Annotated in this window: 29 protein-coding genes; 5 read left to right on the top strand and 24 right to left on the bottom strand. The window is 72.6% G+C overall.

From position 1 onward, the window contains the following. Nucleotides 1-7 precede the first annotated feature (7 nt). Together JNO54_RS07235 and JNO54_RS07230 are read right to left on the bottom strand one after the other, a co-directional pair. Nucleotides 8-712, bottom strand: a complete 705-nt coding sequence (locus tag JNO54_RS07235) for an ABC transporter ATP-binding protein (protein WP_204143290.1) — start codon at nt 710-712, stop codon at nt 8-10. After that, nucleotides 705-1541 (bottom strand): ABC transporter ATP-binding protein, encoded by an 837-nt coding sequence (locus tag JNO54_RS07230; RefSeq protein WP_307818101.1) that lies wholly within the window; start codon nt 1539-1541, stop codon nt 705-707. The genes JNO54_RS07235 and JNO54_RS07230 overlap by 8 nt, the downstream gene beginning before the upstream one ends. Nucleotides 1542-1697: 156 nt before the next feature. On the opposite strand from JNO54_RS07230, the gene JNO54_RS07225 reads away from it, so the two are divergent. Further along, nucleotides 1698-2963: a PucR family transcriptional regulator gene (locus JNO54_RS07225; RefSeq protein ID WP_204143289.1), complete on the top strand. Its 1266-nt coding sequence runs from the start codon at nt 1698-1700 to the stop codon at nt 2961-2963. A gap of 125 nt (nt 2964-3088) precedes the next feature. Beyond that, nucleotides 3089-3622, top strand: a complete 534-nt coding sequence (locus tag JNO54_RS07220; protein WP_204143288.1) for a M23 family metallopeptidase — start codon at nt 3089-3091, stop codon at nt 3620-3622. Between the two features lie 76 nt (nt 3623-3698). Here the strand turns inward: JNO54_RS07220 and JNO54_RS07215 are convergent, their stop codons facing one another. The 15 genes from JNO54_RS07215 to JNO54_RS07145 all read right to left on the bottom strand — a co-directional run bounded on the left by JNO54_RS07215 (nt 3699) and on the right by JNO54_RS07145 (nt 15022). Further along, entirely contained in the window at nt 3699-4613 is a 915-nt protein-coding gene (locus tag JNO54_RS07215; protein WP_204143287.1) for a tyrosine recombinase XerC, read from the bottom strand. Beyond that, complete coding sequence (locus JNO54_RS07210; protein ID WP_204143286.1) at nt 4610-5185, bottom strand: AAA family ATPase; 576 nt, start codon at nt 5183-5185, stop codon at nt 4610-4612. Before JNO54_RS07210 ends, JNO54_RS07215 begins: the two co-directional genes overlap by 4 nt. A gap of 31 nt (nt 5186-5216) precedes the next feature. Then, complete coding sequence (dprA, locus tag JNO54_RS07205) at nt 5217-6425, bottom strand: DNA-processing protein DprA (RefSeq protein ID WP_204143285.1); 1209 nt, start codon at nt 6423-6425, stop codon at nt 5217-5219. Continuing rightward, a complete protein-coding gene (locus JNO54_RS07200) occupies nt 6422-7960 on the bottom strand; it encodes a YifB family Mg chelatase-like AAA ATPase (protein WP_204143284.1) in 1539 nt (512 codons plus the stop codon). The genes dprA and JNO54_RS07200 overlap by 4 nt, the downstream gene beginning before the upstream one ends. After that, nucleotides 7957-8319 (bottom strand): YraN family protein, encoded by a 363-nt coding sequence (locus tag JNO54_RS07195; protein WP_204143283.1) that lies wholly within the window; start codon nt 8317-8319, stop codon nt 7957-7959. Before JNO54_RS07195 ends, JNO54_RS07200 begins: the two co-directional genes overlap by 4 nt. Nucleotides 8320-8557: 238 nt before the next feature. Then, nucleotides 8558-8872 (bottom strand): DUF2469 domain-containing protein, encoded by a 315-nt coding sequence (locus tag JNO54_RS07190; RefSeq protein ID WP_204143282.1) that lies wholly within the window; start codon nt 8870-8872, stop codon nt 8558-8560. Beyond that, entirely contained in the window at nt 8869-9660 is a 792-nt protein-coding gene (rnhB, locus tag JNO54_RS07185; protein ID WP_307818100.1) for a ribonuclease HII, read from the bottom strand. The genes JNO54_RS07190 and rnhB overlap by 4 nt, the downstream gene beginning before the upstream one ends. Then, a complete protein-coding gene (gene lepB, locus JNO54_RS07180) occupies nt 9657-10424 on the bottom strand; it encodes a signal peptidase I (protein ID WP_307818099.1) in 768 nt (255 codons plus the stop codon). Before lepB (JNO54_RS07180) ends, rnhB begins: the two co-directional genes overlap by 4 nt. A gap of 100 nt (nt 10425-10524) precedes the next feature. Then, on the bottom strand, nt 10525-11187 hold the full coding sequence (lepB, locus tag JNO54_RS07175) for a signal peptidase I (RefSeq protein ID WP_204143281.1): 663 nt from the start codon (nt 11185-11187) through the stop codon (nt 10525-10527). A 47-nt stretch (nt 11188-11234) separates the two neighbouring features. Further along, a complete protein-coding gene (gene rplS, locus JNO54_RS07170) occupies nt 11235-11591 on the bottom strand; it encodes a 50S ribosomal protein L19 (protein WP_204143280.1) in 357 nt (118 codons plus the stop codon). A 202-nt stretch (nt 11592-11793) separates the two neighbouring features. Next, nucleotides 11794-13017: a tRNA (guanosine(37)-N1)-methyltransferase TrmD gene (gene trmD / locus JNO54_RS07165; protein ID WP_204143279.1), complete on the bottom strand. Its 1224-nt coding sequence runs from the start codon at nt 13015-13017 to the stop codon at nt 11794-11796. After that, entirely contained in the window at nt 13017-13562 is a 546-nt protein-coding gene (gene rimM / locus JNO54_RS07160; RefSeq protein ID WP_204143278.1) for a ribosome maturation factor RimM, read from the bottom strand. The genes trmD and rimM overlap by 1 nt, the downstream gene beginning before the upstream one ends. Before the next feature lie 85 nt (nt 13563-13647). Further along, on the bottom strand, nt 13648-13890 hold the full coding sequence (locus JNO54_RS07155; protein ID WP_204143277.1) for an RNA-binding protein: 243 nt from the start codon (nt 13888-13890) through the stop codon (nt 13648-13650). 2 nt (nt 13891-13892) lie between these two features. Beyond that, nucleotides 13893-14393, bottom strand: a complete 501-nt coding sequence (gene rpsP, locus JNO54_RS07150; RefSeq protein WP_204143276.1) for a 30S ribosomal protein S16 — start codon at nt 14391-14393, stop codon at nt 13893-13895. 170 nt (nt 14394-14563) lie between these two features. Continuing rightward, entirely contained in the window at nt 14564-15022 is a 459-nt protein-coding gene (locus JNO54_RS07145; protein ID WP_204143275.1) for an RrF2 family transcriptional regulator, read from the bottom strand. Between the two features lie 168 nt (nt 15023-15190). On the opposite strand from JNO54_RS07145, the gene JNO54_RS07140 reads away from it, so the two are divergent. Further along, nucleotides 15191-16120 (top strand): sulfite exporter TauE/SafE family protein, encoded by a 930-nt coding sequence (locus tag JNO54_RS07140; RefSeq protein WP_204143274.1) that lies wholly within the window; start codon nt 15191-15193, stop codon nt 16118-16120. Between the two features lie 99 nt (nt 16121-16219). Here JNO54_RS07140 and JNO54_RS07135 read toward each other — a convergent pair whose 3' ends face one another. Genes JNO54_RS07135 through JNO54_RS07110 form a run of 6 tightly spaced genes read right to left on the bottom strand, consistent with a single transcriptional unit; the run spans nt 16220 to nt 23871 of the window. Further along, nucleotides 16220-17305, bottom strand: a complete 1086-nt coding sequence (locus JNO54_RS07135; RefSeq protein WP_204143273.1) for an amidohydrolase family protein — start codon at nt 17303-17305, stop codon at nt 16220-16222. A gap of 26 nt (nt 17306-17331) precedes the next feature. Further along, a complete protein-coding gene (locus JNO54_RS07130) occupies nt 17332-18150 on the bottom strand; it encodes an alpha/beta fold hydrolase (RefSeq protein WP_204143272.1) in 819 nt (272 codons plus the stop codon). A gap of 6 nt (nt 18151-18156) precedes the next feature. Further along, a complete protein-coding gene (ffh, locus tag JNO54_RS07125) occupies nt 18157-19746 on the bottom strand; it encodes a signal recognition particle protein (protein ID WP_204143271.1) in 1590 nt (529 codons plus the stop codon). Nucleotides 19747-19763: 17 nt separating this feature from the next. Continuing rightward, nucleotides 19764-22100, bottom strand: a complete 2337-nt coding sequence (locus JNO54_RS07120) for a [protein-PII] uridylyltransferase (protein ID WP_307818098.1) — start codon at nt 22098-22100, stop codon at nt 19764-19766. Next, a complete protein-coding gene (locus tag JNO54_RS07115; protein WP_204143270.1) occupies nt 22097-22435 on the bottom strand; it encodes a P-II family nitrogen regulator in 339 nt (112 codons plus the stop codon). Before JNO54_RS07115 ends, JNO54_RS07120 begins: the two co-directional genes overlap by 4 nt. Beyond that, nucleotides 22432-23871: an ammonium transporter gene (locus JNO54_RS07110; RefSeq protein WP_204143269.1), complete on the bottom strand. Its 1440-nt coding sequence runs from the start codon at nt 23869-23871 to the stop codon at nt 22432-22434. Before JNO54_RS07110 ends, JNO54_RS07115 begins: the two co-directional genes overlap by 4 nt. A 129-nt stretch (nt 23872-24000) precedes the next feature. Between JNO54_RS07110 and JNO54_RS07105 the strand changes: the two genes are divergently transcribed. Both JNO54_RS07105 and JNO54_RS07100 read left to right on the top strand, forming a co-directional pair. Beyond that, nucleotides 24001-24237, top strand: coding sequence for a hypothetical protein (locus tag JNO54_RS07105; RefSeq protein ID WP_204143268.1), 237 nt, complete (start codon nt 24001-24003; stop codon nt 24235-24237). Between the two features lie 27 nt (nt 24238-24264). Further along, nucleotides 24265-24648, top strand: a complete 384-nt coding sequence (locus tag JNO54_RS07100) for a thiol-disulfide oxidoreductase DCC family protein (protein ID WP_204143267.1) — start codon at nt 24265-24267, stop codon at nt 24646-24648. 64 nt (nt 24649-24712) lie between these two features. On the opposite strand, the gene ftsY is transcribed toward JNO54_RS07100, so the two are convergent. Beyond that, nucleotides 24713-26179 (bottom strand): signal recognition particle-docking protein FtsY, encoded by a 1467-nt coding sequence (ftsY, locus tag JNO54_RS07095; RefSeq protein ID WP_204143266.1) that lies wholly within the window; start codon nt 26177-26179, stop codon nt 24713-24715.

Below are 26179 nucleotides of genomic sequence, written 5' to 3'. Positions count from 1 at the left end.
CTCCTAGTCAGTAGCCGAGGTAGGCGTGGCGGAGGTTCTCGTCGGCCGCGAGCACCTCGGCGTCGTCGCAGGCGACGACCTTGCCGAGGCCCAGCACCACCCCCACGTCGGCGATGGACAGGGCGCTGCGCGCGTTCTGCTCGACGAGCAGCACGGACAGGCCCTGGTCGTCGACGAGCCGGCGGACGATGCCGAAGATCTGCGCCACGATGCGCGGAGCGAGGCCCAGGCTCGGCTCGTCGAGGAGGAGCATCCGGGGCGTGGCCAGGAGCGCCCGGGCGATGACCAGCATCTGCCGCTCGCCGCCCGAGAGCGTGTGGGCCAGCGCGTTGGCGCGGTCCCCGAGGATGGGGAAGAGATCGACGACCTCGTCCATGCGGACGGCGTCACGGTGCGTGGATCGCCCGAGGAGGCCGAGACGGAGGTTCTCCGCCACGGTGAGCTCGGTGATGACACCCCGCCCTTCGGGGACGTGGGCGAGCCCGACCCGGGTCATCTGGTCGGTCGACATCCGGGTGATGTCCCGTCCGTCGAAGCGGATGCTGCCGGAGGCCGCTCGGTGCAGACCGTTGATGGTGCGCAGCAGAGTGGTCTTGCCCGCGCCGTTGGCGCCGAGGACCGCCGTGATCCGCCCCTCCTCGGCGACGAGGTCGACATGGTTCAGCGCGGTCACCGGGCCGTAGCGGCTGGTGACCCCTTCGAGCTCAAGCACGTCCGTCTCCTCTCGCCGAGACGGTCGGGGCCGTGCGGACGTCGGTGTCCTCGATGACCCCTCCGAGGTACGCATCGAGGACCGCGGGGTCCTCGCGGACCACCTCCGGCGGCCCCTCGGCGATGACGCGCCCGAAGTCCAGGACCGTGAGCCGTTGGCAGACCCGCATCACGAGGTCCATGTGGTGCTCGACGAGCATCACGGAGATGTCCTGGGCGAGGTCGACGATGATGTCTCCGAGCTCGGCCATCTCGCCCTCCGACAGACCCGAGGCCGGCTCGTCGAGGAGCAGCAGGCGGGGCTCGGCGACGAGCGCCCGGGCGAGCGAGACGCGCTTGCGCAGGGGGTAGGGCAGGGCCCCGACCGGGATCCCCGCGCGTTCGGCGATGCCGAGCCGGGCCAGGACGCCCATCGCCCGCTCCCGGAGCGCAGCCTCGTCACGGCTGGCTCGAGGGAGCGCGAGGAGCGAGGAGACGAATCCGGACCTGGCGTGCCGGTCCGCCCCGAGGAGGAGGTTGTCGAGCACGCTCAGTCGGTCGAAGAGCCCCAGGCCCTGGAGCGTGCGGGCGACCCCGTGGCCGACGAGGTCGTCGGGACGCCAGCCGGTGACGTCCTTGCCGTCGAAGATGAGTCGCCCCTCTGCCGGACGCACGAAACCGCAGGCGACGTTGAAGAGCGTGGTCTTGCCCGCTCCGTTGGGCCCGATGACGCCCAGGACCTCGCGGGGGCGGACCTCGAGGCTCACGCCGTCAAGTGCCACCACGCCACCGAAGCGGACGACGACGTCGGCCATGGCCAGCACAGGCTCGTGATCGGTGGAGCTGCTCACACGGTTCCTTCCGTCGGCGCACCCACGACGTTGTGGGATGGGACGACGATGCAGGAGTGGGCGGGCCGAAGGCTATGTGCCGCGAGCACAAACTCCCTCGTGCGCAACGCCCTATTTCGCGAGCGAGGTCTGTGCCGAGGATGGCAAACTCGCCACATGACGAGGTCGGGGTCGGTGCGCGGGAGCAGCGTCGTGGCGCCCGTGTCGGGCCGTGAGCTCGACCCGGAGCAGGCGGCCCAGCTCGAGGCAGCCTTCGCGGCGATCCTCCCCCGGGCCGACAGCATCGCCGACGACATCACCGATCGCCTCGCCGAGCTGGAGAGCCCGTGGTACGACCCCGGGCACCCCGAGCGGTATGCCGAGCTGCGCGCGAGCACACGGGCCCACATCCGGCAGGGCATCGAGCTCATGGTCGGCCACGAGCGGATCAACGGGCGGGCCGTGGACCTGTGGAACGAGACCGGACGTCGGCGGGCGCAGCAGGGCATCCCGATGAGCGTCGTGCTGTCCGCATACAGCTACGGGACCCGGGCGTTGTGGGAGCAGGTCGTGGCGGTCGGGGAGGAGCTCGATGTGCCCGACGTCGTCCTGCTGCACGCGGGTCAGGTCCTGTGGCTGGGGCTGGACGTGCAGAACCAGGTGGTGCGCGAGGCATATCGCCGCGAGGAGCTCGTCCTGGAGCGGCAGGACCCGGGCCGCGTCGACGAGGTCATCGAGGGCCTGGTCCAAGGGCGTGGCAGCGACCCGGCCTTCGCGGCCCAGGCCCGGGCCGTGCTCGGGATGGTGGGCGACGAGGAGCTCCTCTGCCTCGTCTGGCTGCCCGACGAGCCGGTCCCCTCGGTCCACACCGTCCGAGAACGGATGGAGGACTCGGGCGTGCTCTCGCACTGGCGTCTGCACACGGGTCACGTCGTGGGGCTCGCGCACCTCGCGCCTGGGCAGGCCCCCAGGGCGCGGGAGGTCGTCGCGCGCGTGACACGCGGTCGGGTCGGGACCGCGATGAGTCGCGAAGGGGTCGCGGGCGTCCGGTCGGCACACCAGGCCGCGCTCACCGCGGCGACGTCCATGCCGCGCGGGGCCGACCAGGTGGCCGACATCGTCGAACGCCTGCCCGAGGCGGTCCTCGCCCGGAGCCCCGAGATCACCACGCTCCTCGTGGAGGAGACGATCGGACCGCTCCTCCAGGTCTCTGGGGTCACGCGGAAGGTGCTGCTGGAGACCCTCGTGGCCGTGATGCGCAACGGTGGGTCGGCGACCCAGGCGGCGGAGGAGCTCGTCTGCCACCGGAACACCGTCATCTACCGGGTCAAGCGCATCGAGGAGCTCACCGGGCGCAGCCTGGACAGCCCGCGCGACCGGCTCCTCCTGGCGCTCGCGTCGCTGGCCGTCCGTGACGACCCCCGGCTGCTCTCGGCCGGCTGAGCCGCCCGGGGCCCAGCGGCTTCGCCCCGCAGGCCAGGATCCACAGCCGCTCCCGTCAGTGCTCGCGGATCCACAGCGACGAAGGGGTGGGTCCGCCTCGACGTCGGCTCCCCCAGGCTGGGGCAGTGCCTTCCTCCACCGCAGTCCTCGCCGCGATCGCGATCGGCCTGGTCACCGCACCCGTGGCGGTCACGGTCGTCCACCCGCAGACGTCCGCGGCCCCGGCCCCGGCCTCGGAGGCGTCGGCTGCGCTGTGGGTCTGGCCGCTCGTGCCCCGGCCGGAGGTGGTCTCACCCTTCGACGCGCCGTCCTCGCGGTGGGGGCCCGGTCACCGCGGGCTGGACCTCCGGGCGCGGCCGGGGCAGGAGGTCCGGGCAGCGGCAGCCGGGATCGTCACCCACCGCGGCCGCGTCGCCGGTCGGGGGACGCTCACCGTCACCCACCCCGACGGGATCCGCAGCACCTACGAGCCGGTGACCTCCCGGCTGCCGGAGGGGACGTCCGTCGAGCAGGGTGCGGTGATCGGCCGGGTGAGCGCCGACCCAGGTCACTGTGCGCCCGCCACCTGCCTGCACCTCGGGGCGTTGCGGGGACGCGACTACCTGGACCCGATCCCCTTCTTCGGCGGGACTCGGGTCATCCTCCTACCCGTCCCGTGACCCCGCCCCCACCCGCCGAGACTGAGGTGGCACGCGCACCCGGAGGGCCGGACGGCGGGCCGGGCCGATCTCAACGTCAGGCGCGTGGGTGTGCCTGGTCGTAGGACCGGCGGAGCCGCTCCGCCGAGACGTGGGTGTAGATCTGCGTCGTGGCCAGGGAGGCGTGGCCGAGGAGCTCCTGGACCAGCCGCAGGTCGGCACCACCGTCGAGAAGGTGGGTGGCAGCGCTGTGGCGCAGTCCGTGCGGACCGACGTCGGGGGCGTCAGGGACATGGCGGAGCAGCTCGTGGACGACGGTGCGGACCTGCCGTGGGTCGACCCTGCGTCCGCGCCGACCGAGGAAGAGCGCCGGACCCGAGCCGTCGACAGCCAGGCGGGGTCGGCCGCTCTCTAGCCATGCGCTGAGCGCCTGGGCGGCGGGGGCACCGAAGGGGACGATGCGCTCCTTCCGCCCCTTGCCGAGCACCCGGACGACCTGGCGGTCCAGGTCGAGGTCGTCGACGTCGAGGCCGACGAGCTCGCCCACACGGATGCCGCTGGCGTAGAGCAGCTCGAGCACCGCGCGGTTGCGCTGGTGGATCGGGTCGTCGTCGTCCGCGGCGATCTCGGCAACCTCGAGGAGGTGGGTCGCGCCCATGGCGGTCAGGACGTCTGGAAGCGTGCGTTGCCGCTTCGGGCTGGTGAGCCGAAGCGCCGGGTCCGCCGTGAGACGGTCCGTGCGCCGGGCCCAGGCGAAGAAGGTACGGACCGAGGCTGCTCTCCGGGCGACGGTCGTGCGGGCTGCGCCGGAGGCCGACAACGACCCGAGCCAGGCACGGAGGTCGGCGAGAGTGATGTCGCCGAGCGCTCCCGCTCCCCCGGTCTCGACGCACCACTCGAGGCACGCGCGGACGTCACCGGCGTAGGCCCGCACCGTGTGCTCGGAGCGGTCGCGCTCGGAGACCAGATGCTCGACGAAGCGCTCGACCTCGGCCTCCACCCACTCCGTCACGGGCGGGCCCCACAGAGGTGCGACGCGACCTGCGCGACGAGGTCGCCGACCGCGGCGGAGCCGTCGAGGCGCAGGGACGGCTGCTCGATCTGCTCCAGCCAGGCGAGGTGCCCGGCCAGGTTGCGGCCGTCGAAGTCAGGGTCGTCATAGCCGGCGCACCACTGGAGGAAGGCGACGTGCTCGTCGTGCAGCGGTCCGCCCTCGGCGATCGCGGCCGACCCGTATCGGCGGCGCTGGCGCTCCTCGACCCGCGCCATGCGCGTCGACGGCTCGAGGGTGACCAGGACGACGAGCTCGACGCGCTCCATGACGCTGCGCGCCGGGTCGCCCCAACCCAGGAGAGATCCGGAGAGGACCCAGACCGGGCGGGGCAGGAAGAGCGCGCTCATGAGCTCGACCCTCGCCGACACCTCACGGACCTCGCGGTACGGCGGGTCGGTCGGCAGCCAGAAGTAGTCGTCGGTGTCGGCGTGCGGCACTGACCAGCGGGCCGCCAACGCGCTCGCCAGCGTCGTCGTGCCCGCCCCGGCGGCACCGGTCACGAGGACGCGACGCGGGCAGGGCAGGCTCATGCGCTCAATGTCGCACGGGGAGGGAGCCTGCTCAACGAACCTCGCCGGACGTCGGTCCGGTCCCTCGGCGCCAGCCGACCTCGCTCTGCACCGCCCACCCGTCGAGGCTCATCGTGCCGAGGTGGGCGAGCACCTCGTGCACGGGGAGCGAGAGCTCGGTCGCCAGCTGGCCGACGGTGCGCTCCTTGCGCGGCGTGAGGAGGTCGTGGAGCCGCCGCTCCTGCTGACCGAGAGCATCGGCGGGACGGGCCGGCCCGAGCTTCTCCACCACCTCGATGTCGAGGACATGAGGGTCGCCGACCGTGGCCGCCAGGGCGATGACGTCATCGGCGTCGCTGACGAGGCGCGCCTTGTCGCGCATGATCCAGTCGTGACACCCCGCCGAGGCCATGGAGGTCACCGGCCCGGGGACCGCCGCGACGGGCACGCCGAGCCTCAGCGCCCACCCGGCCGTGTTGAGCGAGCCGGACCGCAGGCCCGCCTCCACGACGACGACGGTGCGAGACAGGCCCGCGATGAGCCGGTTGCGGCTGAGGAAGCGGTGCCGTTGAGCGGTCCGTCCGCACGGCTGCTCGGTGATGATCAGCCCCCGCTCGAGGACGGCGTCGGCGAGGCGCTGGTGCCCCTGCGGGTAGACCTGGTCGGGGCCGCACGGGAGGACCGCCAGGCAGGACCCTTCGCCCGTCAGCGCCCCGAGGTGCGCGGCACCGTCGATGCCGTAGGCCAGGCCCGACGCGACGGACCACCCGCGGCCCGCGAGCCCGGATCCGATGTCCCGCGCGACCGCCTCGCCGTAGCCGGTGCTCGCCCGCGACCCGACGACGGCGACGGACCGCGCCGTCACCTCGTCGAGCCGGGCAGAGCCTCGCACGTAGAGGAGGTGCGGCGCGAGCAACGGGTGGTCGAGCGCGCTCGGCCACTCCCGATCACCGGGCACGAGGATCCGGCTCCCGATCTTCTCTGCTCGGAGCAGCTCCGCGTCCACGTCGACGTCCGCGACCCGGGCTCGCGCGGACGCGCTGCGGGGCAGGTCGCCGCCCACGAGCCGGTGCCAGGCCTCGACATGACCGAGCGACTCGACCTCGGCGACCAGGCGCCCCCGGTCGTGACCCGGTCGTTCGGCGGCGATCTCGAGCACGAGCGCCCACGCCACCCGGGCCATCCGCTCGTCCGACCCGACCATGGCCCCGGCGGCGGCCTGCTCGGCCCGGCTCGGCGCCGGGAGCTGCGAGGTGCTCATGCCGCCACCGCACCCTGCGTGCGGTACATGAGCGCCAGGCCCACGTCCGAGGGTGAGGGGACGGTCCGCCCGTAGAGGTCAGCGCTCGTCCAGGCCAGCCGGAGGACGCGGTCGTAGCCTCGGCCGGTGACGTGTCCTTGCTCCAGCGACCTGTCGAGAGACGAGGTCACCGCGCGCGGGAGGCGCCATGGCGCGCGGCGAAGGAGCGGACCGGGCACGTGCGAGTTGAGGGTGAGACCGAGCCCCGACCACCTCTCCGCCTGCGCAGCCCGTGCGGCGAGCACCCGCTGAGCGATCTCGGCGCTGGAGTCCGGCGGCGCCTCGGAGAGGTCGGCCAGGCTCACCTTGGGCACCTGGACCTGGATGTCGACCCGGTCGAGCAGCGGGCCCGACAGCCTCGCGGCATAGGCCCGTCGCTCGGTCGGTCGGCAGCGGCAGGACAGCCCCTTGCCGAATCCCTCCCCGCACGGGCAGGGGTTCGCCGCGAGGACGAGCTGCACACGAGCGGGATAGGTGATCCGCTCCCGAGCCCGGGCGACGACGACCCGTCCGGACTCGAGCGGCTGACGGAGGGCCTGCAGCACCGACCCCGCGAACTCTGCTGCCTCGTCGAGGAAGAGGACCCCGTGATGTGCCTGCGAGACAGCACCCGGCAGGACCGCACCCGACCCCCCGCCGACGAGCGCCGCCACCGAGGCCGAGTGGTGCGGGGCCACGAACGGTGGCGTGAGATCGAGGCCACCTTGTGGCGCGTCGCCCACGAGGGAGCGGACCGCCAACGTCTCGAGCGCCTGCTCCCGCGTCAACGGCGGGAGGATCGTCACCAGCCGCTCGGCGAGCATCGTCTTGCCGGACCCGGGAGGGCCGTTGAGCAGGATGTGATGGCCGCCCGCGGCGGCCAGGGTGAGGGCCGCGCGAGCCTCGTGCTGGCCGCTGACGTCCGCGAGGTCGACCTGCCGGCGAGGGGTCTCGGCAGAGGTGGTCGTCACCGCGGGCGCCTCAGGGAGGACCCCGTCGCCGCGCAGGACGCCGTATGCCTTCACGAGCTCGTCGAGGCATGACGCGGAGGAGACCCGGACGCCCTCGACGAGCCGCGCCTCGGGGACGTCCTCCGGCGCGACGACGACGTGGTCGCACCCTGCCTGCTGGGCGGCGAGCACGGCAGGCAGCACGCCGGTGACATGGCGCAGCCGTCCGTCGAGGCCGAGCTCGGCGATGTGCACCGTCTCGCGGACACGTGCGGCGGGCAACGCCCCGATGGTGGCAAGCGCCGCCACTGCGATCGCGAGGTCGAAACCCGTGCCGTGCTTGCTGATCGCCGCAGGAGAGAGGTTGACGGTGAGCTGTCGGGAGCTGAGCGAGCAGCTCGCGGAGAGCGCTGCCGCCCGGACCCGCTGGGGCGCCTGCCGCAGCGCGGTGTCCGGCAGCCCACCGATCTCGAAGGCCGGGAGCCCTTGCCCGAGATGGCACTCGACGTCGACGAGATGGCCGCTCATCCCCCGAAGCGCCACTGCCCGGGTCACCGCGACACTCATCCGCCGACCCCCTCCAGATGGGTGACCGTGTAGGTCCCGTCCGCGTGACGCAGCAGACCGACGACGTCGATCCGCAGTCGCAGCCCGGTCCGTTCGTGCGCGCTCGCCCAGCAGCCGGCGAGTCGCCGCAGCCGGGCGAGCTTGGCCCGCGTGATCGCCTCCACCGGCTCCCCGAAGGCTGTGCTCCGCCGCGTCTTGACCTCGCAGACGACGAGGTCTGCGCCGTCCTGCAGGACGAGGTCGATCTCGCCCTGGTCGCACCGCCAGTTGCGGTCGAGCACCGTCATGCCCTGTGCCGTGAGGTACCGCTCGGCCACCTGCTCGCCCAGCGCACCCAGCGCCTGTCTCGTCCCGGTCATCTCGACCACCTCCGGGGCCGAGTCAACGACCGCCGACAGGGAACCGTCGTCCCTTTCGGCCGGCTGTGGACGACCAGCGCCCTCAGGCCGGTCCTGTGGACAGGCCACCGGGTCGACGAAGGCCGACGGTCACCCCTTCGGCCCCCTCAGAAAACCCTTGGGGGACTGACAATCCGCTCGCGAACATTCGCAAGCGGTTGACAGAGACCTCGGGAGATTCGGATCTGGGGGGTGGGGGTCAGAAGCCTGCCTTGGGGACCTCGAGGTCGCTCTTGGCCAGCTCCTCGACGTTGACGTCCTTGAAGGTCACGACCCGCACCTGCTTGGCGAAGCGCGCGGGACGGTAGATGTCCCACACCCACGCGTCCTCCATCGTCACCTCGAAGTACACCTCCGCCCCCTCGCCGCGGACGTCGACCTGGACCGAGTTCGCCAGGTAGAAGCGGCGGTCGGTCTCGACGACGTGGCTGAAGAGGTGGACGACGTCGCGGTACTCGCGGTAGAGCGCGAGCTCCATCTCGGTCTCGTACTGCTCGAGGTCCTCGGCGCTCATCTGCTCAGCTGCTCCGCGTCGGTCATGGGGGCGCCACCGGCTGGGGCGACGGGCCCGGGCGGGCCTGTCCGGCCATCATGCCCCACCCCGGGCAGGCTCCAGGAGCGACGGTGCAGCACGCACGGCCCGTGCTCCCGCAGCGCGTCGAGGTGGGCGCTCGCCGAGTAGCCCTTGTTCTCCGACCACCCGTACTGCGGGTGCTCGACGGAGAGCTGGGTCATCAGCGTGTCCCGGCAGACCTTGGCGAGCACGCTCGCGGCCGCCACGGAGGAGCAGGCCATGTCCGCCTTGATCATCGTCGTCACCGGCGGCACGCTCGGACCCTCCCCGAGGTCCGCGAAGAGCCCCACCTCGCCAGGGTCGGTGAGCCAGTCGTGGTTGCCGTCGAGGATCACGAGATCCGGGCGGACCTCGAGCGTGCCGAGCGCCCGCCGGCCCGCCAGACGCAGCGCCGCCATGATCCCGATCGCGTCGATCTCGTTGGCACTCGCGTGCCCGACGGCCCATGAGGTCGCCCAGCGCCGGAGCCGGGGCACCATCGCCTCGCGGGCGGCCGCCGTCATGAGCTTGGAGTCACGCACCCCCTGCGGCGCCGACCGGACGCTCTCGTCGATGACGACGACGCCGACGCTCACGGGCCCGGCCAGCGCGCCCCGACCGACCTCATCCATCCCGGCGAGCAGCCGGAAGCCCTGCCGCTGGAGGTCCCGCTCGACGCGCAGGCTCGGCTTCTTCGGCAACGACCGCGGCCGCCGGCGCGCCGCCCCCTGCGTCGCAGCCCGGGTCACTGGCCGACGGTACGGGTCTGCGGCACGTTCGCGAAGACCTCGGGGTGGTTCGCGAGGCCGGCGACCCGGTCGAGTGGCCAGACCGTGAAACGGGAGCGGCCGACGACGAGGTCGATCGGCACGGAGCCGTCGCGCCCGGTACCCGCCGGGTCGTGGAAGCGAGAGTCCGAGCTGTCGTCCCGGTTGTCGCCCATGACCCACACCGAGTCCGCCGGGACGGTGATGTCGAAGTCGACGTTGCTCGGGCTCGTCCCCGGCTTGACGTAGGGGCTCTCGTCGATCGCGTGGCCGTTGACCATGAGACGACCGCCCTCGCCGCAGCACTGGACCCGGTCGCCGGGCAGGCCGACGACCCGCTTGATGAGATGCCCCTCCGAGGTGTCGGGCAGCAGCCCGACGAAGGTCATCGCGTCCCGGACCGCGTTGAGCGCGGCTCCGTGGTTGACGGGCGGGGTCTCGTTGAGCCAGCCCCCCGGGTCGGCGAAGACGACGACGTCGCCGCGCGAGAGCTCGAAGGGGCCCGGCGTGAGCTTCGAGACGATGACCCGGTCGCCGACGGCGAGGGTGTCCTCCATCGACTCGCTGGGGATGTAGAAGGCCTGGACGAGGAAGGTCTTGACGACGAAGGAGAGCGTCAGCGCCATCGCGAGGACGATCACCGTCTCCTTGACGGCCGCCCCGAGCCGGGAGGCGACCGACCGCCGCGGGGCAGGCTCGGCCGAGGCGTCGGCCTCCGAGCGTGCCGAGTCGGCGTCAGTGGCCACGAGGTCTCCTAGGTCGTCCGGCCGGCGGGGTGGCCGGGCCCGGTCAGTATCCCCGAGACGGGCCGTGGCCCGCACACCGGTCCGGGGCCACCGCCGGCGATCAGGGCGCACCCACGGCGCCGAGGGGCCAGTAGCGCAGGGTGACGGTGCCGACGATGTCGTCGAGCGCGATCATCCCGCCGCCCGGGCTGCCGAGGAGGGAGCGCGAGTCGGCCGAGCGGGACCGGTGGTCGCCGAGGACGAAGACCCTCCCCTGTGGCACCTCCACGTCGAAGGGGTCCGTGCACGCCGCCTCGCCCGGCGCGAGATACGGCTCGGCGACCCGCTGGCCGTCGCGGACGAGTCCGCCGTCGGGCGTGCAGGACAGGCTCTGGCCGCCCACCGCGGCGACCCGCTTGAGGAAGTCCTGCTCGCCGAGGTCGATGCCGAACGCCGACGCGGCCGAGCCGAGGACCCGGCCGATGAGCCCGTCCGAGACGAAGGGGGTGCGGTCGGCGACGGCGAGCGTGCGGGTGCCGTCGAGGACGACGAGGTCGCCGGGCTGCAGCCCGCCGTGGATCTTCGACACGACGACGCGGTCGCCGGGGTTGATCGTCGGCTCCATCGACCCGGTCGGCACGAAGTACGACTGGGCGACGAAGGCGCGGACGAGGAAGACGAGGATCACCGCGATGCCGAGGTGCAGCGCCAGACGCCCCGGACCACGCGAGACGACCCCCGGCCGCGGTGCGGCGGGGGTCGTCTCGTCGGTCTCGGTGCTCATCGCGGACCAGCCTAGATGCTGGCCATGACCATCAGCGTGAGGGCAGGTCAGCTCGCGGGGGTCTCGCGACGCTCGCGGATGCGGGCGGCCTTGCCGCGCAGGTCGCGGAGGTAGTAGAGCTTGGCGCGACGGACGACACCGCGGCTCGCGACCTCGATCTTGTCGATGTTCGGCGAGTGCAGCGGGAAGGTCCGCTCCACGCCGACGCCGAAGGAGACCTTGCGGACGGTGAAGGTCTCACCGACGCCGCCGCCGTGGCGACGGATGACGACGCCCTGGAAGACCTGGATACGAGAGCGGCTGCCCTCGATGACCTTGACGTGCACCTTGACGGTGTCACCGGCACGGAAGTCGGGCAGGTCGCTCTTGAGCGAGGCCTGGTCGATCGCGTCGAAACGCTGCATGGCTGTCTGCTTCCCGCGAGCGCCACAGGTCGCCCGCAACTCAATCGTCAGGAGTTTGGTGCTACGTCCGTCCGCCACGTGCCGACCTGCTCATCGCTGAGCGGGCCGCACTCCCCCTGTGGCAGGGGCAGGATCGATCTGGACGCAACACACCATTGTGCCAGAGCGACGGCCGGGAGCCGAAATCGTGCCGGCCGGCCGCCTACCGGGACGAAGGAGGAGCCGCTCGCCTCTTCGTGAGGTCGACGGTCCCCGGTCCTTCGCCCGGTCCGGCGGTGCGGTAGCCGGCCTTCTTGGACATCCGAAGGAGCGGCTGCTGGTCGGCACCGGTGCTGAGCCGGTACCTGGTGATGTCGGCCGGCCCCAGCGCCTCGGCGCGCTCGAGCAGCGCCCGCTCGAGCCCCCTGCCCTGCAGGTCGGGCACGACCATGAGCCGGCCGATCTGCCAGGTCGACGGGTCGACGGGGTCGCGGCGGACCCGCACGGAGGCGACGAGCCGGCCCTCGGAGCGGAAGGTGTGCGTCGTCCAGGACGCGAGGTCGGCACGGACGTCGTCGACCGTCTCGGCCGGCGCCCCCGACCAGTGCTGGGGCTCCGCGACCATCTCGAGCCGGCACGCCTTCTGCAGGGTGAGGATCTCCCCGGCGTCGGCCGGGGTCGCGACGGCGTGGTCGAGCACCGAGAGGCCGTCCGGTCCCTGGGCGGTCGCCGCCGCGGCGAGGAGGTCGGGGCGACGGGCCGCGGTGCGGGCGAGCCGCTGCTCGTGGCGCCACGTCGCGATCGCCTCGTGGTTGCCGCCGAGGAGCACCTCGGGAACCTCTCGGGTCACCCCGGCAGCGTCGGTCCAGGCCGAGGGCTTGGTGTAGATGGGGTACTCGAGCAGGCCCCCTTCGTGGCTCTCCTCGACGAGCGACTCAGCGTTGCCGACGACCCCGGGCAGCAGCCGGACGATCGCCTCGGTCATCGCGAGGACGGCGACCTCACCGCCGTTGAGGACGTAGTCACCGAGGGAGAGGACGCGCACCTCCATGCGCTCGGCCGCCCACTCGTAGACCCGCTCGTCGATCCCTTCGTAGCGGCCGCAGGCGAAGGCGAGCCACGGCGCCTCGGCGAGCTCCCGCGCCCTCGCCTGGTCGAAGCGCTGCCCGCCGGGCCCCGGGACGACGAGGATCGGCGCGGGCCCGCTCGCCTCGTCCGCCGAGCCGAGGACGTGGGTGAGTGCCTCGCTCCACGGCTGCGGCTTCATCACCATGCCCGCTCCCCCTCCGTAGGGGGTGTCGTCGACGGTGCGGTGCCGGTCGTGGGTGAAGTCGCGCAGGTCGTGGACGCGCACGTCGATGATCCCGTCGCGGCGGGCCTTGCCGATGAGCGAGAGGTCGAGCGGGGCGAGGTAGTCGGGGAAGATCGAGACGACGTCGAGCCGCATCAGCCCTCCTCGCGGCCGAGGTCGAGCAGGCCCGCAGGAGCGTCGACGACGATGTGGCCGGCCTCGACGTCGACCGTCAGGACGATCGCCTCGACGAAGGGGATGAGCGTGCGGGAGCCGTCGGGCAGCTCGATGACGAGCCGGTCCTGGCCGACGCCGAGGTCGAGACCGACGACGGCGCCGATCACCGTCCCCTCGGGGTCGCGGGCCTCGAGGCCGGCGAGCTCCTCCTCGTACCAGCCCTCGGCGGTGTCGTCCTCGGCGAGGTCACCCTCGGGGGCGAGCAGCCGGGTGCCGCGGAGGGACTCGGCGCCCGTGCGGTCCGGGATCTCCTCGAAGCCGACGAGCCAGATCCCACGGTGGACCCGGGTCGAGGCGACGGTCAGCTGACGGGGCACCCCGGTGCCGGCCTCGGCACGCGTCGGGAGGACGTTGCCGACGGCCAGGCGGGTCTGCGGGTCGTCGGTGTGCAGCTGGACGGTCACCTCGCCACGCAGCGCGTGCGGCTTGCCGATACGGGCGACGACGTGGGGATCCTCGGGCATGGGGGCCACGGTACTTCGGCCGACGACGAAGGGGGGGGTGCCCCGTCCTGCTCGGACGGGGCACCCCCCTTCGGTCGCGGTGGGCTCAGCCCTCGCGGTCGGTGTCGACGATGTCGACCCGGACGGTCTCACCGCCGGACAGCGCACCCAGCACGGTCCGCAGCGCGGTCGCGGTCCGGCCGTTGCGGCCGATGACGCGACCGAGGTCGTCCGGGTGGACGCGGACCTCGAGCACGGTGCCGCGGCGGAGGTTCTTCTGACGCACCACGACGTCGTCCTTGTGGTCGACGATCCCGGTGACCAGGTGCTCCAGCGCCTCGTCGAGCACGATCAGGCCTTGTCCTCAGCGGGAGCCTCGGCAGCAGCCTCGGTCTCCGCAGCGGCCTCGGCGGGGGCCTCCTCGGCGGCCGCCTCGGCAGCCTTGGCCTCCTCGGCAGCCTTCTCCGCGGCGGCGGCCTCGTCAGCGGCCTTCTTCTCCGCCTTCTTCTTGGCGGTGATGGCCTTGTGGTCGTGCTCCTCCTTGCCGGAGGCGGCGAGCGCGGCCTCGTAGAGGTCCTTCTTCGGGGTCTTGGGCTCCTTGACCTTGAGGTTGCCGCTCTCGAGGATCTCGAGGAGGCGGGCGACGGCCTCGGTCGGCTGGGCGCCGTTGGAGATCCAGTACCTGGCCCGGTCCATGTCGATCTCGATGACCGAGGGCTCCTCGGTCGGGTGGTACTTGCCGATCTCCTCGATCGCACGTCCGTCGCGCTTGGTGCGCGAGTCCATGACGACGACGCGGTAGAAGGGGGCGCGGATCTTGCCCATCCGCTTCAGGCGAATCTTGACGGCCACGTCAGTGGTCTCCTCATGCTTGAGGGCGCGGCAAGACCACACAGGGGATGAGTGCGGGGTACCGGCGCCCGGGGTAGGTATCCGGCGACGGTGGCCACCGGAAGGTTTACGCCCGCCCAGTCTGCCAGAGGCGGGCCTGGCGGCCCAATCGCCGGGCCTGGGCGCACGTGTCAGCGGTTGCGCCGGGCGTCGGGCCGGGCGGCCAGCTCAGCGACGAGCGAGGGGAGGTGGCCGGAGACGATGTCGGCCAGCGAGGTGTCGTCGAGGACGTCGCGCAGGGCGGCGCGCAGGGCCACCCAGACCGTGGGCAGGTGCTCCGCCGCGCCCTCGTAGCGCAGGTCCTGGGGGCGCTGGCGACGGATCTCGGCGAGCGGACCGTCGACCGCGCGGACGATGTCGCCGACGGAGATCTCCTGCGCCGACCGCGACAGACGGTAGCCGCCGGCGGCGCCGCGGCGGCTCGTGACGAGACCGGCCCGCCGCAGGTCCGCGACGATCGCCTCGAGGAACTTGCGCGGCAGGTCCTGCTCGCCCGCCAGCCGGTCGACAGAGACGGGGGCCTCTCCCCCCTCGGCCGCCAGGGTGAGCATCGCCCGGACCGCGTAGTCCGCGCGCGCCGAGATGTCCACGGGCCGAGTATCCCGCAGCGCCGACCCGCCGCCCGCGGGCACCGGGTCCGACACATCCTGAGACATAACTCTGTGTTACTTGACTCATAACTTTGTGTTCTGCTCAAATCCCATCTACCAGGTGGGACTTCCGCCCGGCTGCGTCACTCCCACGGAAAGAGCCCTCCGTTGCGCAAGCTCGTCCTCCTCGCCATCGTCGGCTTCCTCGCCCAGCTCGTCGACGGGTCGCTCGGCATGGCCTACGGCGTCACCACGACCACGCTCCTCCTCGCGATCGGCACCAACCCGGCGGCCGCCTCGGCGACCGTCCATCTCGCCGAGATCGGCACCACCCTCTTCTCCGGTGCCAGCCACTGGCGCTTCGGCAACGTCGACTGGGGCGTCGTCGCCAAGATCGGCATCCCGGGCGCCGTCGGCGCCTTCGCCGGGGCGACCTTCCTCGCCTCGCTCGACACCGACGTCGCCAAGCCGGTCATGAGCACGATCCTCCTGGTCCTTGGCCTCTACGTGCTCGTCCGGTTCACGCTCAAGGGCCTGCGCAAGGACCGCCTCGGCCAGCCGCTGCGCAAGCGCTTCCTCGGGCCGCTCGGCCTCTTCGCCGGCTTCGTGGACGCCACCGGTGGCGGCGGCTGGGGCCCGGTCGGGACGCCCGCGCTGCTCGCGAGCGGCCGGATCGAGCCGCGCAAGACGATCGGCTCGATCGACACGAGCGAGTTCCTCGTCGCGCTCGCGGCCAGCCTCGGCTTCCTCCTGGCCCTCGGCTCGCAGGGCATCATCTGGTCGTGGGTCGCGGTGCTGCTCGTCGGCGGCGCGATCGCCGCCCCCATCGCCGCGTACATCGTGCGGATCGTCCCGCCGCGCATCCTCGGCAGCCTCGTCGGCGGCCTCATCGTCCTGACGAACTCGCGCACGCTCATGGGCAAGGACGCCCTCGCGCTCGACGACGCCGTGCGGTGGGTCGTCTACGGCGTCATCTGGACGACCTGGCTCGGGGCGGTCGCGTGGAGCACCAAGGCGCACCGCGAGGAGCAGGCCGCCGAGCGGGCGTCCGAGGACGAGCGCAGCGACGGCGAGGAGCTCGTCGGCTCCCCCGCCTGACCCCCGCCCTCCCCTTCGTCTGACCCCCGCCTCCCCTTTTCGCACGAGCCAAGGCTCCTACCCCGTCTGACGGGGTAGGAGCCTTGGCTCGTGCGAAAGTCAGAAGAGGGTGGCGCCGCGCAGCACGATGCTGCGCGGCGACGCGCACGCCCGGACGTCCTCGCGGGGGTCGCTGTCGAGGACGACGAGGTCGGCGTCCTCCCCCTCGACGATCCCCGGCCGGCCCAGCCACTCCCGGGCCGCCCACGTGCCGGCGGCGAGCGCCTCGGTGTGCGTCATGCCGGCCCGGGTCAGCAGCTCCATCTCCTGGGCGACGAGGCCGTGCGGGAGCGAGCCGCCGGCGTCGGTGCCGACCATGACCGGGATGCCCGCCTCGTGCGCGGCCCCGATCGTCGCGAAGCGGCGCTCGTGCAGCGCGAGCATGTGGCGGTGGTAGTCGGGGAACTTCTCCGCCGCCGGCTCGGCGATCTGCGGGAAGGTCTCGATGTTCACCAGCGTGGGGACGATGGTGATGCCCTGCGCCGCGAAGCTCGCCACGGTGTCGTCCTCGAGGCCGGTGGCGTGCTCGATGCAGTCGGTGCCAGCCGCGGCGAAGTCGTGGAGCGACTGCTCGCCGAAGCAGTGTGCCGTCACGCGGGCCCCCTCCTCGTGTGCGGCCGCGACGGCCTCGGTGAGCACGTCGACCGGCCAGCACGGGGCGAGGTCGCCGACCTCCCGGTCGATCCAGTCACCGACGAGCTTGACCCAGCCGTCCCCGGCCCGGGCCTCGGCACGCACCCTGGAGACGAGCTGGTCGGGCTCGACCTCGTGGGCAAAGTTGCGGATGTAGCGCTTCGGCCGGGCGATGTGGCGACCGGCGCGGATGATCTTCGGCAGGTCGTCACGCTCGTCGATCCACCGGGTGTCGGCGGGTGAGCCGGCGTCGCGGATGAGCAGCGTGCCGGCGTCCCGGTCGGCCCGGGCCTGCGCCTCGCTCGTCTCGGCGTCCACGGCCCCGTGCTTGTCGAGGCCGACGTGGCAGTGCGCGTCGACGAAGCCCGGGACCACCCAGCCGGAGACGGTGTCCCAGTCGGTGCCGGTCGTCGGCGGGGTGAGGGAGATGCGCCCGTCGATGACCCAGAGCTCGTCGATCACCTCCTGCGCGGAGAGGAGGATCCGGCCCGTGACGTGCAGCGTCGTCGCCATACCTGCGACCCTACCCAGGCCGTGGGTCAGCCGGGCTGGTCCTCGCCCGCACTGATGAAGCGACGGAGCACCTCGACGAAGACCTCGGGCTGCTCGGAGTGCACCCAGTGGCCGGCATCCTTGATGGTCACGAGCCGGGCCCGCGGGAAGTAGCCCCGCATGGCATCGCCCATCTCGTCGCGGACGTAGCCGGAGGTCTCCCCCGAGACCCACAGGACCGGGCCGTCGTAGACCTTGCCCATCGTCGGCTCGACCGGCCACCCGCGCAGGCGCCCGATGGAGTCGCCGAGGACGTCGAGGTTCATCTGCCAGCGCCAGCCGTCACCGTCACGGCGCAGGTTCTGCAGCAGGAAGGCACGGACCGCGTCGTCCGGGACATCGGTGGCGAGCGCGGCGTCGGCGTCCTGGCGCGTGGAGATCACATCGAGGTCCATGCCCCGCATCGACTCGACGAAATGCTCGAACTCGCGCCCCTCGCGGTAGCCGACCGGCGAGACGTCGACGACGCACAGCCGGCTCACGAGGTCGGGGTGGCGCAGCGCCATGAGCATCGCGGCCTTGCCACCCATCGAGTGCCCGACGACGATCCACGGCTGCGAGTCGTCGATCGCCCGGAGCCCCTCTGCCACCGTGTCGGCCATCTCGACGTAGTCGAACTGGTCGGTCCACCCGGAGCGCCCGTGGTCGGGCATGTCGACCAACGTGGTGCGGGCGATGTCGGCGATCGCCTTGCTGATGGTCGTCCAGTTGCGTCCCTGGCCGAAGAGCCCGTGGCAGAAGGCGACCCGAGGCAGGTCGCCGGACTCCTCCCCCTTCGTCACGGTGTGGAGAGCGAGCTCACCCACGGCGGGTCACTTCCCGAGGAACTTCTCGAAGCCGGCCGGCAGCTGGCTCGGGTCGAGGTCCGGCATGCCCTGGCCTGCGCCGAAGGCGGAGCCCGCCGGCCCGCGACCGGCCGACCGCTCGGCCGCCTCCCGCTCCTGCTGCGCCCGCTTCGCGGGGTTGCCCGACTTGCCCTTCTTCTTGACCTGCTTCGCCTGGCGGGCCTTCTTGCCGCCGCCCATGCCGGGCATGCCCGGCATCCCGGGGATGCCGCCGCCGCGGGAGAGCTGCTTGATGACCTTCTGGGCCTCGGCGAACCGCTCGAGGAGCTGGTTGACCTCCGAGACCTGGACCCCGGACCCGCGGGCGATGCGCGCCCGGCGCGAGCCGTTGATCTGCTTGGGGTGGTTGCGCTCGAAGGGGGTCATCGAGCGCACCATCGCCTCGACCCGGTCGAACTCCCGCTCGTCGATGTTGTCGAGCTGGGCGGCCATCTGCCCCATGCCCGGCATCATCTTGAGCATCGCCTTCATCGAGCCCATCTTCTTCATCCCCGCCATCTGCGCGAGGAAGTCGTCGAAGGTGAAGTCCTCGGCCGCGAGGAACTTGCGCTGCATCTCCTCGGCCTGGGTGCGGTCGAAGGCGCGCTCCGCCTGCTCGATGAGCGTGAGGATGTCGCCCATGTCGAGGATCCGGCTGGCCATGCGGTCGGGGTGGAAGACCTCGATGTCCCGCACGCCCTCGCCCGTGGAGGCGAACATGATCGGGCGACCGGTCGTGCCCGCGACGGAGAGCGCCGCTCCACCGCGCGCGTCACCGTCGAGCTTGGAGAGGACGACGCCGGTGAAGTCGACGCCCTGCTGGAAGGCCTGGGCGGTCTCGACCGCGGCCTGACCGATCATCGCGTCGATGACGAAGAGGACCTCGTCGGGCTGGATCGCGGCGCGGATGTCGGCGGCCTGCTGCATGAGGTCGGCGTCGACGGCGAGGCGGCCGGCGGTGTCGACGATGACGACGTCGTACTGCTTGGCCTGCGCCTCGGCGATGCCCGCCCGGGAGACGCTCACCGGGTCGCCGAAGGACCGGGTGCCCGCCCCCTCGGCCCCCATGTCGTGACCGCCGATGTTGCCGCGCTCGGGTGCGAAGACCTTGACGCCGGCCCGCTCGCCGACGACCTCGAGCTGGGTGACGGCGTTGGGTCGCTGGAGGTCGGCGGCGACGAGCAGCGGCGTGTGGCCCTGCTCCTTGAGCCGCGCGCCGAGCTTGCCGGCGAAGGTCGTCTTGCCCGAGCCCTGCAGGCCGGCGAGCATGATGACGGTCGGCGGACGCTTCGCGAGCTGGATCTCCCGGGTGTTGCCGCCGAGGATCGTCACGAGCTCCTCGTTGACGATCTTGATGACCTGCTGGGCCGGGTTGAGCGCCCCGCTGACCTCGGCGCCGGTCGCGCGCTCGCGCACGGCGCTGGTGAACTCCTTGACGACGGGCAGGGCGACATCGGCGTCGATGAGCGCCATCCGGATGTCACGGACCGTCTTGTTGACGTCGGACTCGGAGAGGCGGCCCTTGCCCCGGAGGTTCTTGAAGGTCCCGGTCAGGCGGTCGGAGAGGCTGGTGAACACGGGCCCTAGGGTACGCGTCAGCCCGCCGGGTCGTCGCAGGCGTCGATGAGGGCGGACAGCACCTGCGCCGTCTTGGCCGGGCTCAGCGGCGCTCCGGTGGGCAGGGTGACGTAGAAGGTGTCGAGCGTCTGCCCCGCGTGCGTGGCGATGTGCGCGGAGCGCACGCCGAGCCCCTGCTGGGCGAGGCAGACCCCCAGGTCGTGCAGCAGACCGGGCCGGTCCTCGGTCCGCACCTCGAGGACCGTCGCGTCGTCGCTGCCCGACGGGATGACGAAGGCCCGGGTGGGTCCGGCCGTCGACGCGACGGCCGACCGGACGGCGCGACGCCGGGCGAAGGCGCCGAGGGCGCTGCGGTCGCCGGCGGCGAGGCGGTGGAGGGACGCGGCGATCCGCCGGGCCTCGGGCGCGTCCCCGCCGGGCGACTCGACGACCCAGGTGTCGGCGGCGATCCCGTCGAGGGTGGCCAGGCGGGCGCTGCGCACGGTGAGCCCGTGGGCGGCGAGGACGCCGGCGGTGTCGGCGAAGAGGCCGTGGCGGTCGCGGTCGTAGACGAGCACGGTCCATCCCGGGTCGGCCGCCTCGACGGCGACGAAGGGGTGACCCGTCCCGAGCGCCTCCGACGCGGCGGTCGGGATCCCCGGGACGGCGTGCTCCACGGACGTCACCGGGGCTCCGGCGAGCTCTGCCCGCACCTTGTCGGTGAGGGTCGCGAGCAGACCGGCCCGCCAGTCGGTCCAGGCCTTGGGGCCGGCGGCGCGGGAGTCGGCCACGGTCAGGGCGCGCAGCAGCTCGAAGGTCTGGAGGTCGCCCCCGACCACGTCGACGACGGCGTGGATGGTCGCGGGGTCCTCGAGGTCGCGCCGGGTGGCGGCGTCCATGAGGGTGAGGTGCTCGCGGACGAGCAGGACGACGGTGCCGGCGTCGTCGGCGGGCATGCCGAGCCGCTCGAGGATCCGCGCGGTGATCTCGGCGCCCTCGGCACTGTGGTCGCGCGACCCGGCGACCTTGCCGATGTCGTGGAGCAGGGCCGCGACGAGGAGCAGGTCGGGACGCTGGACGTCCCGGGAGAGGCGGGCGGCCTCGACGACGGTCTCGAGGAGGTGGCGGTCGACGGTGTGGCGGTGCACGGCGTTGCGCTGCGGGCGGCTCCGCACCGCGGACCACTCGGGGATCCACCGCTGGACGAGGCCGACCTGATCGAGCCCCTCCCACGTCGGCACGAGCTCCGGGCCGACGGCGAGGAGGTCGGTCAGCTGGCGCAACGTCGCAGCCGGCCAGGGGGTGGCGATGTCGGGCGAGCCGGCGAGGTTGGTGAGCGTCCTGGGCGCGAGTGGGAGCCGGTGGCGGGCGGCGACGACCGCGGCGCGCAGGGGCAGCTCGGGATCCGAACCCACCTGCTGCGCCGACCCGAGGACGGCCTCGCCGTCGTGCCGGAAGAAGCCATACCCGAGCGGGGCCATCGCGGGCCGGCGGGGCCCGACCCGCAGGGTGCGGGCCCGCTGAGACTGCCCGGCGCGGCGACCGGCCGCGTCGAGCGACCACGCGACGGCACGGGCGGCGTCGGCGACCTCGGTGAGCAGCTCGTCGCTGTCCGAGAGGCCGAGGAGCGCGGCGACCGCGTCGCAGTCCTCCCGGTGGAGGCGGTCGCGACCCCGGCCGGTCGTGAGGTGGATGGCGTCCCGGACGTCGAGGAGGCGCCCGTAGGCCTCGTCGACGCGGCCGCGGTCGCGGTCGGTGAGCCAGGCCTGGGTGAGCGCGGTGAGCACCGTCATGTCGCGCAGGCCGCCCCGGCCCTCCTTGAGGTCGGGCTCCTGCGACTGGGCGATCTCGCCGTGCCGGGCGTGGCGGGCCTGGGTCGCCTCGATGAGCTGGGGCAGACGCCGGCGGGCGTCACCGCGCCAGTCGTGCGCAGTCGTGGCCCGGATCCCCGCGACGAGGTCGGCGTCGCCGGCGAGGAGCTGCATGTCGAGCAGGCCCACGGCGGCGGTGAGGTCATCCCGGGCGACGGACCGGCACTCCCCCGCCGTCCGGACGCTGTGGTCGAGCCGCAGACCGGCGTCCCACACCGGGTACCAGAGCCGGTCGGCAAGGACGGCGATCTCCTGGGCGCGGTGGCTGCGCCCGTCGTGGACAAGGACGAGGTCGAGGTCGCTCAGCGGCCCGGAGTCGCCCCGGCCGAGGCTGCCGACGGCGGCGAGGGCCAGCCCCCGCCGCTCGCCGACGGCCTCCGTGTACACCTCGCCGAGCCACCGGGTCGTCGCCGAGGCGATCGCCGAGCGGCGTGCCTCGCCGGCACCAGGGAGAGTGAAGTCCCTGGTGCCGGCGAGGTCGAGCCGGGTGGCGCGCAGGCTCACAGGGCCTCGATCCCCCGCTCACCGGTGCGGACCCGGACGACGTCCTCGACCGGGGAGACCCACACCTTCCCGTCGCCGATGCGACCGGTGCGGCTCGTCGTGACGATGACGTCGACCATGGAGGCGGCATCGACGTCCTCGACGAGGACCTCCAGCCGGATCTTCGGGACGAAGTCGACCGTGTACTCGGCGCCGCGGTAGACCTCGCTGTGGCCGCGCTGGCGGCCGTAACCGCTCGCCTCACTGACGGTCATGCCGGTGATCCCGTACGTCTCCAGGGCCTCCTTGACCTCGTCGAGCTGGTGGGGCTTGATGATGGCGGTGACGAGCTTCATGCCTTCGCTCCTTCGGGGGTGATCTCCTCGTGGTGACGCGCGTCGTGCTGGGCACCGCTGCCGGTGACGCCCAGACGACCGCCGCGGGCGACGAGGTCGTAGCCGGACTCGGCGTGCTCGACGGAGTCGATGCCCGCCACCTCGTCGTCGTCGCTGATCCTCCAGCCCATGGTCGCCTTGATCGCCAGGGCGATGACGAGGGTGAGGGCCGCGGAGATCACGAGGCTGACGACGGCGACGGCGATCTGGACGAGGGTCTGGTCGAGGCCGCCGCCGTAGAAGAGGCCGCCGTCGGTGGCCAGCAGGCCGGCACCGACGGTGCCCCAGAGACCGGCGACGAGGTGGACGCCGACGACGTCGAGCGAGTCGTCGTAGCCGAAGCGGTACTTCAGGCCGACCGCGAGGGCGGCGAGGGCACCGGCGACGACACCGAGGATGAGCGAGCCGACCGGCGAGAGGCTGCCGCAGGCCGGGGTGATGGCGACGAGACCGGCGACGACACCGGAGGCGGCGCCGATCGAGGTGGCGTGACCGTCCCGGATCTTCTCCACGACGAGCCAGCCGAGGATCGCGGCGGCGGTGGCGGCGGTGGTGTTGACCCAGACGAGGCCCGCGACGCCGTCAGCGGCGAGCTCGGAGCCGGCGTTGAAGCCGAACCAGCCGAACCACAGGAGGCCGGCGCCGATCATGACGAGCGGCACGTTGTGGGGGCGCATGGCCGTCTTGCCGAAGCCGAGGCGCTTGCCGACGACGAGTGCGAGGACGAGACCGGCGATACCGGCGTTGATGTGCACGACCGTGCCACCGGCGAAGTCGATCGGGGCGACGTTCGCGGCGCCTTCGGTGACGCCGGTGATGAGAGCGGCCACGCCGTTCTCGGCACCCGAGAGGATGCCCCCGCCCCACACCATGTGGGCCAACGGGAAGTAGACGAGCGTCAGCCACACGGGCACGAAGACCATCCACGAGGAGAACTTCACGCGGTCCGCGATCGCACCCGAGATGAGGGCGACGGTGATGATCGCGAAGGTCAGCTGGAATCCCGCGAAGAGGACCTCGGGGATGAAGACGTCGGCGCCGAAGACGTCGACGACGGGCATGCCGTCAGCCCCGACGGTGTCCGTGACACCCTCGACGGCGCTCGCGACGCCCTTGAGGCCGAAGTTCTCGAAGGGGTTGGCGAAGAGGCCGGCGATGTCCTTCCCTCCGAAGGACATCGAGTAGCCCCAGAGCACGTAGACGACGGCCGCGGCGCCCATGGCCCCGAAGCTCATCATCATCATGTTGAGGACGGACTTGGCGCGCGTCATGCCGCCGTAGAAGAGGGCCAGGCCTGGGGTCATCAGGAGCACGAGGGACGCGCAGATGATCATGAAGGCCGTGGCCGAGGTGTCGATCGCTGGTGGGTCTGCCAGAGGCATCAGTGCTGGACTCATGGGGTAACCCAACGTCCCTCCTGTTTCGCAGCACGCGACCGCTTGTTTCGTCGATGTTTCCGATCGCCGCTCCGGGTAAGGAGGGTGTTACCGACCCGAGGAGGTCCCACGGGCTGAGACGCTCTCGGCGTGCGCTGGCTCCGGGGCCGCGACGCCCACCTCTCGCGGCGCGAGTCCGCCCGCCGTGGGCTGCGGCCCGAGGTGGCCTACTGCGCCGAGGTTGTCGCGACGACCTACGAGGAGATGGGGCTGCTCGAGCCGGATGTGCCGCTCGGCTGGTACGACCCGGGCCGCTTCTGGAGCGGCGACCGGCTCCCTCTCCTGGACGGCTACCGGCTCGGTGGTGAGATCGCCGTCCCCGGCTGAGGCCACGGCACCGGTAGCGTCGACACCGTGGATCGCCCGGTGCTCGTCTTCGACGGAGACTGCGGCATGTGCACCCGGTCGGCGGAGCTCGCCGCGCGGCGCTTCCGCCCCTCCCCCGACGCCTTCGACATCTCGCCCGCCCAGCGGCTCGACCTCGGCGCGCTCGGGCTCACGGTCGCTGAGTGCGACGCGGCGCTCCAGTGGGTGGGCGCCGACGGCCGGGTCAGCAGCGGGCAGGACGCCGTCGCCCGGATGCTCCTCGCGTCACGCCCCTGGGCCCGACCGCTGGGGGCGCTCCTGCTGCTGCCCGGGGTCAACACGCTCGCGGGCATCGTCTACCGCTGGGTCGCCCGCAACCGTCACCGTCTCCCCGGCGGCACCCCCGCCTGCTCCCTGCCACCCGCACCCTGACCTCGGGACGACGAAGGGGTGCACCCGGCGGCCGGGTGCACCCCTCGTCGTGTCCTCGGCCGGGTCAGCCGACGATCGCGTCGACGAAGGCCTCCGGGACGAAGGGGGCGAGGTCGTCCGGTCCCTCGCCGAGGCCGACGAGCTTGACCGGGACGCCGAGCTGTCGCTGGACCGCGACGACGATGCCGCCCTTGGCGGTGCCGTCGAGCTTGGTGAGGACGACGCCGGTGCAGGCGACGGCCTCGGAGAAGACCTTCGCCTGGGCCAGGCCGTTCTGCCCGGTCGTCGCGTCGATGACGAGGAGCACCTCGTCGATGGGCTGCAGCTTCTCGACGACGCGCTTGATCTTGCCGAGCTCGTCCATGAGTCCGACCTTGTTGTGCAGGCGGCCGGCGGTGTCGATGACGACGCAGTCGGCCTCCATCTCGGCCCCCGCCTTCACGGCGTCGAAGGCGACGGCCGCGGGGTCTGCGCCCTCGCGGTCGCTGCGGATCACGGGGACGCCGACGCGGGCGCCCCACGTCTCGAGCTGGTCGGCGGCCGCGGCGCGGAAGGTGTCGGCCGCACCGAGGACGACGTCGCGGTCGTTGGCGACGAGGACCCGGGCGAGCTTGCCCACGGTCGTCGTCTTGCCGGTGCCGTTGACCCCGACGACGAGGATGCACGCGGGTCGGCCGTCGACGCGGCTCGCCGCGAGGCCACGGTCCATGCCGGGGTCGACGAGGTCCAAGAGGTCCGCGTAGAGCCAGTCCTTGGCGACCTCGGGGTCGGTCGTGCCGTCGACGGCGACGTGGCGGCGCAGCGACTCGACGAGCTCGGTCGTCGGCTCGATGCCGAGGTCGGCGCGCAGGAGGGTGTCCTCGACGTCCTCCCAGTCCTCCTCGGAGAGCTTGCCGCCGGAGAGGATCGCGAGGAGGTTCTTGCCGATGGCGCTGTTGGAGCTCGCGAGGCGGGTGCGCAGGGAGCGCATCCGGTCGCGGGTCGGGGCCGGGGTCTCGACCTCGGGCTCCTCGAAGACCGGCTCGAGGTCGCCCTCGTCCGCCGGGATCGACATCGGGACGTCGCTCGGGGCGTCGGTGACCGGGGTCTCGCCGCTGTCGCGGTGGTAGGTGTCTGGCTCGGCGCTGCCGGCGATCGCGTCGTCGTCCGCGGGGGTGAAGTCATCCGGGGCCGAGGGCGCGGCCTCGCCGCCGGGCTGGGTCTGCGCGAGGTACTCGTCGGCCTCGGCCGGCGCGGTGCTCTCCGGCTCGACCTCGGCGGTCCGGTCGGCCGGCGCCACGGTGGGCTCGGCGCGCCGCTCTGCGGGCGGGGGCTGATCCCCCTTCGCCTTGTCGCTCGGGCGGTCGAGGACGATCGTGCCGCTGCGGTGGTCGGTGCTCCCCCTCGGCCGCTCCGGCGGGCGGTGCTCCTTGGGCAGCTCCTTGGTGCTGCCGCCGCGGCCGCGGAGCAGCCCCAGGCCCAGACCGACGAGGAGCCCCACGAGGAGGATCGCGACGATGACGTACTCGAGGACGGTGTCGATGAATCCCAC

The organism is Janibacter endophyticus, from assembly GCF_016888335.1.
Classification (GTDB): domain Bacteria; phylum Actinomycetota; class Actinomycetes; order Actinomycetales; family Dermatophilaceae; genus Marihabitans; species Marihabitans endophyticum.
The sequence above is the reverse complement of the archived record's forward strand: the minus strand, read 5'-3'. Positions and strand labels throughout refer to the sequence as shown.

What these genes read in the sequence shown, in the direction of transcription:
- JNO54_RS07225 (WP_204143289.1), top strand. Translation starts at nt 1,698, where the DNA reads ATGACGAGGTCGGGGTCGGTGCGCGGGAGCAGCGTCGTGGCGCCCGTG.
- JNO54_RS07210 (WP_204143286.1), bottom strand. Translation starts at nt 5,185, where the DNA reads ATGAGCCTGCCCTGCCCGCGTCGCGTCCTCGTGACCGGTGCCGCCGGG.
- dprA (WP_204143285.1), bottom strand. Translation starts at nt 6,425, where the DNA reads ATGAGCACCTCGCAGCTCCCGGCGCCGAGCCGGGCCGAGCAGGCCGCC.
- JNO54_RS07200 (WP_204143284.1), bottom strand. Translation starts at nt 7,960, where the DNA reads ATGAGTGTCGCGGTGACCCGGGCAGTGGCGCTTCGGGGGATGAGCGGC.
- JNO54_RS07195 (WP_204143283.1), bottom strand. Translation starts at nt 8,319, where the DNA reads ATGACCGGGACGAGACAGGCGCTGGGTGCGCTGGGCGAGCAGGTGGCC.
- JNO54_RS07190 (WP_204143282.1), bottom strand. Translation starts at nt 8,872, where the DNA reads ATGAGCGCCGAGGACCTCGAGCAGTACGAGACCGAGATGGAGCTCGCG.
- lepB (WP_204143281.1), bottom strand. Translation starts at nt 11,187, where the DNA reads ATGAGCACCGAGACCGACGAGACGACCCCCGCCGCACCGCGGCCGGGG.
- rplS (WP_204143280.1), bottom strand. Translation starts at nt 11,591, where the DNA reads ATGCAGCGTTTCGACGCGATCGACCAGGCCTCGCTCAAGAGCGACCTG.
- trmD (WP_204143279.1), bottom strand. Translation starts at nt 13,017, where the DNA reads ATGCGGCTCGACGTCGTCTCGATCTTCCCCGACTACCTCGCCCCGCTC.
- rimM (WP_204143278.1), bottom strand. Translation starts at nt 13,562, where the DNA reads ATGCCCGAGGATCCCCACGTCGTCGCCCGTATCGGCAAGCCGCACGCG.
- JNO54_RS07135 (WP_204143273.1), bottom strand. Translation starts at nt 17,305, where the DNA reads ATGGCGACGACGCTGCACGTCACGGGCCGGATCCTCCTCTCCGCGCAG.
- JNO54_RS07115 (WP_204143270.1), bottom strand. Translation starts at nt 22,435, where the DNA reads ATGAAGCTCGTCACCGCCATCATCAAGCCCCACCAGCTCGACGAGGTC.
- JNO54_RS07110 (WP_204143269.1), bottom strand. Translation starts at nt 23,871, where the DNA reads ATGAGTCCAGCACTGATGCCTCTGGCAGACCCACCAGCGATCGACACC.